The organism is Streptomyces sp. NPDC049585 (assembly GCF_040675615.1).
Lineage (GTDB): Bacteria > Actinomycetota > Actinomycetes > Streptomycetales > Streptomycetaceae > Streptomyces > Streptomyces luteosporeus.
The window spans coordinates 230,925-244,186 of sequence record NZ_JBFAPE010000005.1 but is presented as its reverse complement, the minus strand read 5'-3'; the positions used below and the strand labels follow the sequence as shown (position 1 = coordinate 244,186).

Sequence of the window (13,262 nt, the reverse complement as noted above, 5' to 3'; positions counted from 1 at the left end):
CACTCCGTCAGCCTCGCAGCCCCGCCCCGTGGTCCGCATCATCCCCCGGGTCCAGCTCCCTACATCCCCGGGATGACGGGCCCGTACGGTTACATCCGGGGTGGGACGCCGCCCCGTCCCACCGATCCTAGGTTCGTGCCATGACTCATGATCCCGGCAGTTCACAGCAGGTCGTCGTGCGGCTGGACGGTGTGCACAAGGAATACGGCGACGCCAAGGCCCTGGACGGCATGTCCCTGGAGATCCGCGCGGGGGACGCGGTCGCCGTGATGGGGCCCTCCGGCTGCGGCAAGTCCACCCTGCTCAACATGGTTGCGGGCCTGGACCGGCCCACATCCGGCACCGTCGAGGTCCACGGCCAGGACCTCGGCACGCTGAACGAGACCGGGCTGGCCCTGTTCCGGCGGCGGCACATCGGCATGATCTTCCAGTTCTTCAACCTCATCGACGACCTTCCGGCACTGGACAACGTGGCGCTGGCCGCCCAGCTGACCGGGACCTCGGCCCGGCAGGCGCGCCGTCGTGCGCTGGAACTCCTCGACGAACTCGGCATCGCCGACCGCAAGGACACCTATCCGGCCGCGCTGAGCGGCGGGGAGCGCCAGCGGGTCGCGGTGGCCAGGGCACTGATGAACCGTCCGGCCCTGCTGCTGGCCGACGAACCGACCGGTGCCCTGGACAGCCGCTCGGGCGAGCAGGTGATGGACCTGCTCATCGACCTCAACCAGATCGGCCAGACCCTTTTGATCGTCACCCATGACCCGCATCTGGCCACCCGCTGCGCCAGCCGTCTGATCGAGGTGGCCGACGGCCGGGTGGCCCGCGAGAGCGTGCTGGAGCCGACCGCATGAGCGCCGTCTGGTCGGCCGCGCGCGCGACCGTGAAGCGCCGCAAGGTCCAGACGGCTGTCATAGGACTTGTCGTGCTGTGCTCCACCACGACCGTCCTGCTCGCGCTGGCCCTGCTGAGCGCCGCCTCGGCCCCCTTCGACCGGGCCTTCGGCCGGCAGCACGGCGCCCATGCGGTGGCGGCCTTCGACCGGACCAGGGTCTCGGACACCCAGCTGGCGCGCACCGCCGGACGGCCGGGTGTCCAGGCCGCCGCGGGGCCGTATCCCCAGGCCACCGTCGACGTACCCGCACAGTGGCTGTGGGTCCCGTCCGGCCCCCTGACGGTTGTGGGGCGCTCCGATCCGGCGGGCACCGTGGACCGCATCCGTCTGCTGGAGGGCCGCTGGGCCACCGGGCCCGGTGAGATCGTCGTCGACTGGCCCGGCAACGGCACCCCGGGGCCGGACAAGCTGGGTACGAAGCTCACGGTGCGCGGTGCCCCGGCCTTCACCGTCGTCGGCTTCGCCACCAGCATGAGCAAGTCCGCCGGCGCCTGGGTCGCACCCGAACAGATGGCCGCGCTGAACCCGTCCTCCGTCCAGATGCTCTACCGCTTCACGAAGTCCTCCACCGACCGGCAGATCCGCGACGGTCTGTCGGAGGTCACCGCAGGGCTGCCCCCCGGCTCGCTGACCACCACACAGTCCTACCTCACGCTCAAGCGGGCCTTCTCCGCGGTGGCCGATACCTACCTCCCGTTCATGACGGTCTTCGGCGTCCTCGGCCTGCTGGTCTCCGCCCTGATCGTCGGGAACGTGGTCAGCGGGGTGGTCGTCTCCGGGTACCGGCACATCGGGGTGCTCAAGGCGCTGGGCTTCACGCCGAACCAGGTGGTCACGATCCACCTCACGATGGTCTCCGTACCCGCGGTCGCCGGCTGTGTCGTCGGCACCCTGGTCGGCGACGTGCTGTCGCGTCCCATCCTGCGGGACGCCTTCAGCGGAATCGAGACCGGCAGCGCCTCCATCGGCGTCGGTCCCTGGGTGTACGCCGTCTGTCTGCTGGGCATGCCCGCCCTCGTCGTTCTCGCCGCGCTGGCCCCCGCGCTCCGCGCGCACCGGCTCTCCGCGGCCCGGGCGATCAGCGCGGGCAACGCACCGCGGACCGGGCGCGGGCTGCGCATCCAGCGGGGGCTCGGCGGCACCCGGCTGCCGCGCGCCGTGAGCCTGGGCCTGGGCCAGCCCTTCGCCCGCCCGGGCCGCACCCTGATGACCCTGGCGGCCATCGTCCTCGGCGTCACGACCGTGACGCTCACGACCGGCCTGACCAGCACCATGGTCGCGTTCGGGAAACACGGCCAGGGCAACGGCGCCACCCGGGTGAACGTGGAGGCGGGCAGGCCCGGGCTCGGCCAGCAGGCCCCGAAACTGAGTGATCGTCAGATCGAGGCACGGCTGCGGTCCCTTCCCGGGGCGGACCTGGTGACCGCCCGCGCCCTCACCACGGTGCGCCTGGCCGGGTACACGCAGACCGCCTTCGCGGACTTCTACCGCGGGGACACCGAGATGTACGACTCCGAGATCGTCAAGGGACACTGGCCGCACGGACCGGGCGAAGCAGCCGCCGCGCCGGCGTTCCTGAACCAGCACGGGCTTGCGGTCGGCGACCGGATCACCCTGTATCTGAACGGCAGGCAGGCGCGCGTCACCCTCGTCGGCGAACTCGTCGAAGGCCACGCCCGGGCCGTGGAATCCACCTGGGAGACCCTGGCCGAGCTCGACCCGGACCTGCGGGCCATCGAGTACACGGTCGAACTCGCCGACGGCGCCGACGCCGAGGCGTACGGCAGAGCGGTCAAGGCCTCCGACCCGGGCCTGTATGTGCTGCCCGGCGACGCGACCAACACCACCACCACGACCGTCGTCGGCTTCTCGGCGGTGTTCACCGTGCTGCTGACCGTCGTCGCGGCCCTGGGCGTGTTCAACACGGTTCTGCTGAACACCCGGGAACGCCGCCGCGACCTGGGCATGCTCAAGTCGATCGGCATGACGCCGCGCCAGGTCACGGTGATGACCGTGACGTCCGTGGCGGGGCTGGGCGCGGTCGGCGGGCTGCTGGGGATACCCCTCGGTATCGCCGCGCACCGGCTGCTCGTGGACCACGTGGGAGTGGTCGCGTTCCCGGAGTCCATGAAGGACGTCTGGCACGCGCCGGAGCTGGTCCCACTGGCCCTGGCGGGGGTCGCGATCGCCGTCCTCGGCGCGCTGATCCCGGCCCGCTCGGCGGCGCGGCTGACGATCGCCAAGGTGCTGCACAACGAGTAGGCCGTCCGGCAATCGCCGGCGCACGCCTCGGCGCCGGCGAGGCGTCGGTCGCGACCCGACCGCGCGTGAGCGGCCGTGCGCGGTCCGAACGGGCGAGGTGCGGCGTGCCGTGCGGCGGGGTGGCCGGGGCGGACGCATGATCGATGGATGGCGGCCTCCACCGGCCGCGGTCCAGACCCGGCCCCGGCCCCGGCCCGAAGGTCTTGAAGGAACAGCGGTGCAAGAGCGTACGGAGCCCGCAGATTTCGCCCAGGACGTGGCCCGGCTGCTCCAGATGTACGAGCGGGCCATGGAGGACGCGGCCTGCCTGCCCCTGCTTCTCGCGCCCGTGTCCTGCCGCCCGTCGCGCTGGCGGCTGCTGCGCCCGGTCAGCCGCCTTCCCCGGGTGACGCTCGGCACGCGCATGCTCGTCGTCCGCCACGTCGAGCGGTCGCTCAAGGCGCTCGAACGCCACTGCAACCTGCGCGAGGCGCTGGAGGAGCTGTCCCCGGACGAGGCGCGGGCGCGGGCTGCGATCGCGGCGTACCGGCGGTCGTTGCCGGACATCCATCCGGTGCTGACGGTGATCAGTTTCTTCGTGCCGGCGCTGATCCTCGGCTCGGTCCTGATCAACCTCGTCAACGTCGTCCATCTCGCGGGCAGTGAGCTGACCAGGGCGTCGCCCCGGGTACGCGCGTCCTTCCAGGGCATCAGCAAGGAATCCATCAGCCTGCTCACAGGGGGTGGCGGCGGGGACCTGCCCCGGCAGATCAGCGACGCGTTCACGCTGGGGATCGCCGGGTTGGGCGTGCTGGTACTGACGTACTTCATCACGGGTTTCGTGACGACCCGGCCCTTCGCCTCGGCGTTCCGCCTCAAGCGTCAGCTGCTCTGCCTGGCGGATCAGACCGAGCTGACGTACCGCGACTGCGCCGCCAGCTGGTTCGTCAACAAGTCGGTGGGGGCCTACGCGCAGGAGCGCCTGGTGTTCGCTTCGGTCGGCAAGGGCAACCGCCCTCCCGAGCGCTCCGGGACGTCCTGATCCTTGCCTTCCCCGCCGCCTGCCTGGTGGCGCTGGCGCTGTTGTTGCAGCCTGCCATCATCGCCGATCTCTCCTCCCTGGCCGGACACCGTCCGAGCCCGGATGAATCCCCTCTGGATTCCCTGGCCATTGACCTGTCCTTCGTCGTGTGGTTCTTGTCCGTCTTCGCCCTGCGGTTCCACTGGCTGAAGTCCGCCCGCCGGGGGCGCAAGGAGGCCACCGACGAACCACCGTCGGTCGCCGTTGCCGGTGGCGCCTACATCGAGAAGAGGCCGCTGAGCGAGGCGGCGGCCTGGCCGCTCGCCCTGGCCCCGCTCGTTTGGCTCGTCTTTCCGCTGGCGGGGGCCATCGCGTTCTACCGCCTCGTGCTGACCGACGACAGACTGCGCAGGGCGGCGGCCGCGCCGCAGGACGAACCCCGGCGCGGCCACCCCTGCCTCACGGCGCTCGCCTTCGCATCGGTCCTGTTGACTCCGCTGGTCGTGTGCTTCCGGCTCTGGCGGATCGCCGGCCCGGCAGGCCGGCAGCACCGGCTTCTCGCCGCCGCGTCGTGCCCCGTGCTGGTCGTCTTCACCTGGGTGCTCGCGTGGTCCGATTCCGTCGCGGTGTCGTACGGCTGCTGGATGGGCGCGGCCGTCCTCTACGCCTGCCTGCTGGTGGCCTACCAGCGGCGCCAGAACGATCTGGTCCGGTCGCTTGGTGTCCCGGTTGCCTACGGTCGGTGCGAGCAGGAGGCCGGAAGCCGGGCGTACGCGCGGAAAGGACGCCGGGTCCGAAAAAACTCGGACGGCGATGTCGAGAACCCGTGACCGGCTCCGTCCCCGGGGTGAACGCGACCACAATGGGTCGCACCAGCACCCAGGAGAACCATCATGGCCAAGTACTTGCTGCTCAAGCACTACCGCGGCGCTCCGGCAGCGGTCAACGACGTACCGATGGACCAGTGGACGCCCGAGGAGATCTCGGCCCACGTGCAGTACATGCACGACTTCGCGGCCCGGCTGGAGAAGACCGGCGAGTTCGTCGACGGGCAGGCGCTCGCCCCCGAAGGGATGTGGGTCCGCTACGACGGTGAGGGGCGCCCGCCGGTCACCGACGGGCCGTTCGCCGAGACCAAGGACCTCATCGCCGGCTGGATGGTGATCGACGTCGACACCTACGAGCGCGCCATCGAGCTGGCCGGGGAACTCTCCGCCGCTCCCGGGGCGGGCGGGAAGCCGATCCACGAGTGGCTGGAGGTACGCCCGTTCCTGGCCGCGGAGCCCAGCACCACCGAGTGCCCTCATCGATGAACGAGGCCCTGCTCGGGGCGCCGTGGTGGCCGCGTAAGGAAGATCCGCCGGACGCGGCCCAGCCGGTGCAGCGTCGTCACGGGCGCTCCGGACCCGTCCGGCGACCTGTCCGGGCGCCGCGTTGACCAGGCCGGACAGGCGCGCCTGTCCGGGACAGCCGCAAGCCGTTGCCTTGTGCCCGACATCCCCGGAGGCTGCGTCGTGTCCTGCCGACAGCGGACACGTCGAGCCGACACGAAGGGAAACGGGAACATGCGGAATTGGAAAGCGGTGTCGCTGACCGCGGTGGCCGGCGCCATCGCGCTGACGGGGGTCACCGCACCCGAGGGTCACGCGAGCACGGCGGGGGCGAGCGGGGGCGCTCTGTCCGCCGAGGTCGTCGCGACCCTCGACACGATGAAGGCGACCCACGACCTGACGCCCGCGGACCGTGCCGTCCTGCGCAAGCACCCCGAGGTCGCCGCGCAGATCCTCGACCCCGCCTCCGCCAGGGTGTCCGAAACCGTGCGCCCGGTCACCCTGCGGGGCATCACCTGCAAGACGTACAACCGCTACATCGCCTATTCCACGCTCCTGGGCGCCAAGGCGTTCGACTGGCACCACGAGATATACATCTGCCCCAAGGGCGCCAAGGGCGTGCACCGTGTCTCGCGACGCCAGTACGTCACCAACCGGGACACGAACTTCTACCTGCGCGCCCCCCAGCAGAACGACGAAACAGGCCAGGACACGCAGTGGTACTCGTCCGCCTACACGGGCGTGGTGGAGAACTGCGTCATCCACTACGGCTGCGTCGGTGAGCGGTACCCGTACAGCAAGTTCGTGGTCAACGGCGGGACGGGGCACGTCGACTACTACTTCCGCAAAGGCTGAAACGGCCACGGGCTGCCCCCGGGCCGTCCACCGGAACCCGGCCGGCGGCCCGGGGGCGTACGGGCCTCCGGGCCGCCGGCCGGTGAAGGCCCCGTAGCCCGCGATGATGCCGTCCACGCGGGCGTCGCCCAGCAGTTTGTCGACGTACCACGGGTCGTTGTAGGTGGTCGTCCAGGAGAGCGTGGCGGCGAGCCGGCCGGCGGCGCGGTCGCCGGCGCCCTTCGCATGGCGCTGGTCGGCTGCTGCCGCTGGCCCCGGCGCCGCGTATGCCGGGGTCGTACCGAGCAAGGTGGCGCCGATGATCCCGCACAGGGCCGCCCATAACGCCAGGACCGCCCGCGGGCCGGCGCCACGGTGAAGGTGAGTGGTCAAGAAACCTGCTCCTTGATGACGGTGTCCGGTAGGGACGGCCCGAGCTTGCGGGGCCGTCCCTACCGGCCGCCACAAACGCCGGGCAATCCGGGACGCCGGAACGCGAAAACAGGTGTTGACCAGGGGAGACATGGGCTGCCCGGAACGCGGGAACGGAACGCCCGGGCGCCTGGCGGCACCCGGGCGCTACGCCGGCGTCCGCGGGCCGACGGTCATGCGGATGTCGTCGGCCGCCCACAGGACGAACCGCTCGACCGGCGTGACCTCGTGGCCCGGCACGGGCTGCAGGCGCAGGCGCTTGAGCAGGACGGCCAGGACGAGTTCCGCCTCCGCCATGGCCAGGGCGGCGCCCTCGCAGCTGCGCGGTCCCAGGCCGAAGGGGACGTACGCCAGCCGTGGCCGCCGGGCCACCTCGTCCGGCGCGAACCGCTCCGGCAGGAACCCTTCCGGGTCCGGCCAGTACGCCGGGTTCATGTGCAGGGCCCAGAACGGGTAGAAGACCGTCGTCCCGGCCGGGATCTCGTGCGCACCCAGCCGCAGCGGCGCGGTCGTCTCGCGTGCGCCGTACGGGCCGGGCGGGAAGAGCCGCATCGCCTCCTTGAGGACCATCTCCAGGTACGGCAGCCGTCGCAGGTCGGCGTACGCGGGTGCCGCCCGGTCGCCGAGGACGCGGTCGAGCTCGGCGGTGACGCGTTCGGCCACCTCGGGGTGGCGTCCCAGCAGGTGCAGGGTCCACGAGACGGCCACCCCCGTCGTGTGGTGGGCGGCCAGCATCGTCATCATCACCGTGTCGCGGATCCGCACGGGCCGCTCACCGGCCTCGACGAGCGCGCCGATCAGGTCGCTGCGGTCGGTGCGGCCGCCGGAGCGGTGTGCTGCGACCACCCGGTCGACCATCGCCCGCAGGAGGGCGAGCGCCTCCCGCGCCCGCACGGCATGCTCCTGATCGCCCGGACCGCCCTGCCCGCCCGGCGCCGGCACCCGGTAGAGCCGGCCCAGGTACTCGGTGAGCACCTCCTCGAACGCGGCGACGGCCGCCTGCGGATCCCCGGCCTCGCCCCCCAGCGCGTACACGCCGATCATCCGCAGGGACAGCGTGGTGAGGTCCTTCTGCAGGGCGACGGGCCGCCCGGTGCCGCCCTGCTGCTCCCAGTGGTCGGCCAGTTCGGTCGCCAGCTCGGTGAAGCGGGCGAAGTGCCGTTCGTGGGACGGGCGTCCGGCCAGCACCGACAGCAGCACACGCCGCCACGGGGTGTGCTCCGCGGCCGGCAGCACCTGCAGGTTGCCCGCCTCGAAGAACGGCTCCAGGAACGCGAAGAGCCGCTCCGGCCGCTTGTCGAGGTGCGCCGTCGCCTCCAGCAGCACCGGATCGGCCACCGAGACGGCCCGCTGCGCGCCCGGCAGCTGGAACCGTACGAGGGGCCCGTACGCGGCGTGCAGGTGCAACTGGTACGCGTGCAGCCCGCCCGCCGCCGCGACGGCCCCGGCACCGCCGTCCGCACGGGGCGCGGGGCCGGGAATGTCCTCCATGACTGCTCTCCTCACTGCCTCAGACGCCGAACACCCCGCGCAGTGCCGCGGCAAAGTCCGCCGGGTGCGTCAGGTACCCCACGTGCCCGCCCGGGAAGTCGGTGATCCCGGCCCCGACGTGCAGGGCCAGGGCCTCGGTCGTCCGGTGCAGGAGCGTGCGCGGTCCCTCGCCGCCGACCACCAGGGTCAGCGGCGCCGCCCGCAGCGCCTCGACGTCCGGCCGGAAGCGGACGAAGGAGCGCAGCTCGTACGCCAGGGCCGTCTCCGCGTTGGCGTGGATGCGCGCCAGCATCTCCCGGACGGGCTCCGGGAGATGCTCGGCGGGCTCCGGGGGCCCCTCCACGCCGACCGCCGCGGCGAACCTGCTCAGCGCCGCCTCGATGCCCTCGCGCCGGTACTGCTCGTACACCTCCTGGAAGAACCCGTGCCAGCGGTCGGCGTCGGGCAACAGGTCGATCACGAACGGCTCGTGGGCCACCAGGGCCCGCACCCGGTCCGGGTGCCGGGTCAGCAGGTCCATGCCGACCATGGCGCCGTAGCTGGTGCCCAGCACGTACGCCGGTTCGCCGGCGGCCACCTCGTCGAGCAGCAGGCGGGCGTCCTGGGCGTGCTGCTCGATCCACTGCGCCTCGGGCGGCCCGGTCAGGCGGCTGTGGGAGTTGCCGCGCGGATCGTAGGTGACGACGGTGCAGACCTCGGCGAGCAGGCGGGCCAGCGGCGCGTACATGGCCGCGTCGCCGTCACCGCCGTTGACGAGCAGCAGGGGCGGACCGGATCCGCGGACCGTGTACGCGATCTCGGCGCCCGGCACGGGCAGCACAGCTGTCTTCATGACAGTCCAGGGTGTCGGGCGAACAGGGGTGGGGGCAATGGCCTCAGCGGGGCGGGCGGACGGACAGGGCGTGGCGGAACTCGTCGCGCGGGTCCCAGTGCGCCTTGACGCGCTGCAGGCGGGCGTAGTGGCCCTTGTAGTAGAGGGTCTGCCACGGCGTCCCGGAGGTGTTGAGGGCGGGGTCGGCGAGGTCGGTGTCGGGGTAGTTGACGAAGGACCCGTCGCTGACCGAGCCGGGTACGGGGACGCCGCCGCTGTCGGCGTACACCTCCCGGTACAGCTCGCGCACCCACCTCAGGCAGGGCTCGCTGTCCTGCGGTGAGCTGTCCCAACCGGTGAGGTAGACCGCCTTGAGGACGGAGTCCCGCTGGGCGACGGCCGTCGCCTCGACCGGGACGGTGTTGACCTTGCCGCCGTAGGAGACGAGCCACACCGAGCCGTACAGTTTGTCGCCCGCCGCACTCGTCAGGTGCTCGTGCAGGACGTCGATCTGGCGGTCCGTGAAGCGTTTGCGCAGGTAGCCCGCCTTGGCCTTGAAGGACGCAGGCGCGCTCTCCGAGACGTTCGCGTTCGCCTGCAGCCAGGGCTGCTCGCGCTGGCCCACCGTGGGCTGCGCCCCCACCCCCCGGCCGACCGCGGCGAGGTAGTCGTCCAGGAGCCGCCGGGCGCCGGAGCCGGTCGCGTCCGACTGGCCCACCAGGTCGACGGTGCCGGCCTTGCGGCTGTTGATCATCAGCACGCTGAACAGCCCCGCATAGGGCGAGTCGGCCGCACTGTTGTTCTCGTGCCAGCTGCCGTGGTTGCGCACGAGCCGGGCGAAGGAGCGCGCGTCCAGGTCCTTCCACGACCAGGAGGCGGAGAAGCTCAGCACGGACGCCGGGGGCCGGGGCAGCAGGCGGGCGGGATCCGACCCGGTGGCCGCCGGGTCGCGGAACCAGTACCGGGTCACGACACCGAAGTTGCCGCCCCCGCCACCGGTGTGCGCCCACCACAGGTCGCCCAGCGCACCGGTGGACTCCCGGGTGGCCACGACGCTCGACGCCTTGCCCGAGGCGTCCACGACCACGACCTCGACCGCGTACAGATGGTCGACCGACAGTCCGTACCGGCGCGAGAGGGCACCGTAGCCGCCCCCGAGCACATGACCGCCGATCCCCACTTCGGCGGTGGCCCCCGCCGGGATGGTCACACCCCACTCGGTGAACAGCCGCCGGTACACCTGACCGAGCAGCGCACCCGGCTCCACCGCGAACGCCCGCCGCGCCGCGTCGTAGGAGACGGCGTTCATGGGGGAGAGGTCGATGAGGGCCCGCACGGACGGATCGTCCACGAAGCCCTCGAAGCAGTGCCCGCCACTGCGCACGGCGATGCGCTTCCCCTCGCGCACGGCCTGCTGGACGGCCCGGATGACCTGCTCGGTGGTGGCGGCCACGCGCACGTAGTCGGGTCTGCCGACGAAGCGGGCGTTGCTCCCGCGCCGGGTCAGGGACGGATAGCGCGCGTCGTCCGGGCGGACGGTGGCGGGGCCGGACGGGGACGCCGCTACGGCGGCCGGTGCCGCCACCGCCTCGGGGGCCGCCGTCGCCACGGCGGCCGCCCCTAACGCCGCGGTGCCCGCGAGCACCCCGCGTCGCGTCATGCCCGCATGGCTCGGAGTCGAAGAACTGTGCATGCCCCAACAGTGGTCCACACCACGTGGGGGGACATCGTCCGCAGGGGCTGGAGGGATCTCCCACCGAGGGAGTAGGGGAGGTGGTCCCCAAGGAGGATCGGGCTGCTGTCGCCGCAGGTCACCGCGCTGCTTCAGGTGACGGGCCGCGAACGGTCAAGGGAGTTCGGGCAGGAGGTGGGGATTGACGATCCGCAGGATGGCCTCGACGTCCTCGGCGTCGGCGGCCGGCCACAGCACCGCGCGGGCCCCCGCGTACTTCGCCGCGAGCCGCTCGCGCCGGTCCGGCGGGAGGTGGGCGGCCCGGTCGGGGCGGCTGTTGTGCGCGTTGTCCGCGATCTTGACCAGGACGGCGTCCGGGTCGTGGGCGATGCGCCGGATCTTCTCCTCGTAGGACACCCCGGGCTCGTCGGTGACGGCCTCCACCACGGCCACCACCCGGTCCGGGACACCCGCCGCCCGCAACGCGTCCGCCGTCCACTCCGTGTCCTCCAACACGTCGTGGAGCAGCCCCGCCATCTGCAGCTCCGGTCCGAACGGCGCGAGGCCGGCCGCAACCGCGCGCACGTGCTCGACATAGGGGGCGCCGGCCTTGTCCACCTGTCCGGCGTGCGCGCGCTCGGCCAGACGGTCCACCGCGGAGAGGGTCGTCATGCTCCCATCATCGCCCAGGAGGGAAGCGGGTCACCCAACCGGCCCGCACTTCCCACGTACCGCCGTCGGCCAGCGCACCGCGCAGGCCGTTCAGCGTGCCCGGACCGGCCAGGGCGGCGACCCGCGCATCGCCCAGCGACCCGAACGCGTACGTGCGCGACGGCTCCCAGTCCGTGCTGTGCCGCAGCCGCCGCGCGAGCTGGACGAAACCGGCCGGCGCGCCCGCCACCACCCACGCGTCCGGCAGCTGCGCCGTCATCCGGCGCGCCGCACGCAGCCACGAAGCCGCCGACTCCGGCCAGGTGACCGTCGCCAGGACCAGCCCGCCCCGCGCCTGCCACGCACCGGCGAAGGCCGCGGCGGCGGCCGTCGGGACGTCGTCCCGCCCGTGGCCCACCACCACGCTCGCGATGCGGGGACGGGACGCGGCCAGCAGGCCCAGCAGGGCGGCCAGTTCGGCGGGGGTGTGCGGGGCGGGCACCGGCAGCGGCCCGTACGCCTCGTGCTCCTGCGCGCGGACCAGGGGCGAGCCCCGCTCGTCGGATCCGGCGTCGTGGCGAGTCATCGATGTCACGACGCGTCGTGGAAGACCAGGCCCAGCGCATGGCGCCGGCCCGAGCGGACCGTGCTCACCCCGTGCCGCACCACCCCCGCCGACCAGCCGCGCTTGGTGCGCACCGGCCGGTCGCGCGTGGTGAAGACCAGCCCGTGCCCTTGCGCCAGGGCCGTCGTGGTGCCCCGGGACTGGGCCCGGGGGCGCTGTTCGACCAGCAGGAACTCCCCACCCGTGTAGTCCGTGCCGTACGCGTCCAGGCCGACGACCACCTGCAGGGGGAAGACCATGTCGCCGAAGACGTCACGGTGCAGGGCGTTCCAGTCGCCCGCCTCGTAGCGCAGCAGGATCTGCGCCGAGCGCTCCTGACCGGCCCCGTGACACATCGCCAGCCACGCGTCGAGGTCGTCCGGCCAGGGCGCGGGCCGGCCGAGCCGCTCGGCCCAGTCGCGGGCCACGGCCAGCAGCGGCGGGTACAGGGCCTCGCGCAAGGCGGCGACGAGCGGATGCAGGTCATGCGTGAAATAGCGGTACGTCCCCGACCCGAAGCGGTGCCGGGCCATGTCGACCGTCGTACGGAACAACTCCGTCCGCTCGTACAGGCCGGCGATCTCCCGGCACTGCGCGTCGCTGAGCAGCCGGGACGTCAGGGCACAGCCGTGCGCGTCCAACTCCTCGGCGACGCCCACCCAGTCGGTGGCCGCAACCCGCCGGCGGACCTGCTCGGGCGGCATGGCCTCAGACACCGAGGGTCATGCCTTCGAGCGCCAGCAGCATCTGCTTGCGCTCCAGGCCCCCGGCGTAGCCCGTCAGCGACCCGTTGGCGCCGATCACCCGGTGACAGGGCCGCACCACCAGCAGGGGATTGGCCCCGATCGCCGTACCCACCGAACGGGCCGCGCTGCGCGGCGCACCGATCGCGTCCGCGACTGCGCCGTAGGTGAGCGTCGTGCCGTACGGAATGGCGTCCAACGCCGCCCAGACCCGCCGCCGGAACTCCGAGCCGGAGGGCACGTACGCGATGTCGAAACGGGTCAGCTCCCCCGCGAAGTACGCGCCCAGCTGCTCCGCAACGGCGGCGAACGCCGCATCGTCGCGCACCCAGCCCGCCCCCACGGAGGCACCACCCTTCTGCCCGGGCACGGACAAAGAGGCCAGCGCCGTACCGCCGGGTGCCGAGGCCACCCGCTCCCCGGCCAGCAGCAGCTCGCCCAGAGGGCTGTCGATCGTCGTGAACAACATGGTCATCATCGGCCTTCACAGAGTGCTTCCAGTGTCCCGAAGTCCACTGTGCCCCCTCCCGACACCGGGC

General features: G+C 72.5%; 13 protein-coding genes. 6 read left to right on the top strand and 7 right to left on the bottom strand.

Going from position 1 to position 13,262, the window contains the following annotated elements; translation table 11 throughout:
* The first annotated feature begins 140 nt into the window (after positions 1-140).
* From AB0K17_RS08640 to AB0K17_RS08615, 6 genes are all read left to right on the top strand, one after another.
* Complete coding sequence (locus AB0K17_RS08640) at positions 141-851, top strand: ABC transporter ATP-binding protein (protein WP_365982565.1); 711 nt, start codon at positions 141-143, stop codon at positions 849-851.
* Positions 848-3,154: an ABC transporter permease gene (locus AB0K17_RS08635; RefSeq protein ID WP_365982564.1), complete on the top strand. Its 2,307-nt coding sequence runs from the start codon at positions 848-850 to the stop codon at positions 3,152-3,154. Before AB0K17_RS08640 ends, AB0K17_RS08635 begins: the two co-directional genes overlap by 4 nt.
* A 217-nt stretch (positions 3,155-3,371) precedes the next feature.
* Positions 3,372-4,175, top strand: coding sequence for a hypothetical protein (locus tag AB0K17_RS08630; protein ID WP_365982563.1), 804 nt, complete (start codon positions 3,372-3,374; stop codon positions 4,173-4,175).
* Between the two features lie 26 nt (positions 4,176-4,201).
* Positions 4,202-4,984, top strand: a complete 783-nt coding sequence (locus AB0K17_RS08625; protein ID WP_365967893.1) for a hypothetical protein — start codon at positions 4,202-4,204, stop codon at positions 4,982-4,984.
* Between the two features lie 63 nt (positions 4,985-5,047).
* Positions 5,048-5,467 (top strand): YciI family protein, encoded by a 420-nt coding sequence (locus tag AB0K17_RS08620; protein WP_365967894.1) that lies wholly within the window; start codon positions 5,048-5,050, stop codon positions 5,465-5,467.
* Positions 5,468-5,719: 252 nt separating this feature from the next.
* Positions 5,720-6,340: a hypothetical protein gene (locus tag AB0K17_RS08615; RefSeq protein WP_365967895.1), complete on the top strand. Its 621-nt coding sequence runs from the start codon at positions 5,720-5,722 to the stop codon at positions 6,338-6,340.
* A gap of 558 nt (positions 6,341-6,898) precedes the next feature.
* Here AB0K17_RS08615 and AB0K17_RS08610 read toward each other — a convergent pair.
* From AB0K17_RS08610 to AB0K17_RS08580, 7 genes are all read right to left on the bottom strand, one after another.
* The gene (locus tag AB0K17_RS08610) at positions 6,899-8,242 is read right to left on the bottom strand and encodes a cytochrome P450 (RefSeq protein WP_365982562.1); all 1,344 of its coding nucleotides are present in this window, start codon (positions 8,240-8,242) and stop codon (positions 6,899-6,901) included.
* A gap of 19 nt (positions 8,243-8,261) precedes the next feature.
* Positions 8,262-9,074, bottom strand: coding sequence for an alpha/beta hydrolase (locus AB0K17_RS08605; protein ID WP_365982561.1), 813 nt, complete (start codon positions 9,072-9,074; stop codon positions 8,262-8,264).
* 43 nt (positions 9,075-9,117) lie between these two features.
* A complete protein-coding gene (locus tag AB0K17_RS08600; RefSeq protein WP_365982560.1) occupies positions 9,118-10,713 on the bottom strand; it encodes an FAD-binding protein in 1,596 nt (531 codons plus the stop codon).
* Between the two features lie 186 nt (positions 10,714-10,899).
* Positions 10,900-11,397: an HD domain-containing protein gene (locus tag AB0K17_RS08595; protein ID WP_365982559.1), complete on the bottom strand. Its 498-nt coding sequence runs from the start codon at positions 11,395-11,397 to the stop codon at positions 10,900-10,902.
* 7 nt (positions 11,398-11,404) lie between these two features.
* The gene (locus AB0K17_RS08590; protein ID WP_365982558.1) at positions 11,405-11,962 is read right to left on the bottom strand and encodes a hypothetical protein; all 558 of its coding nucleotides are present in this window, start codon (positions 11,960-11,962) and stop codon (positions 11,405-11,407) included.
* A gap of 5 nt (positions 11,963-11,967) precedes the next feature.
* The gene (locus AB0K17_RS08585; RefSeq protein WP_365982612.1) at positions 11,968-12,684 is read right to left on the bottom strand and encodes a 2OG-Fe(II) oxygenase; all 717 of its coding nucleotides are present in this window, start codon (positions 12,682-12,684) and stop codon (positions 11,968-11,970) included.
* 4 nt (positions 12,685-12,688) lie between these two features.
* Positions 12,689-13,198, bottom strand: a complete 510-nt coding sequence (locus AB0K17_RS08580) for a methylated-DNA--[protein]-cysteine S-methyltransferase (RefSeq protein WP_365967938.1) — start codon at positions 13,196-13,198, stop codon at positions 12,689-12,691.
* Positions 13,199-13,262 lie beyond the last annotated feature (64 nt).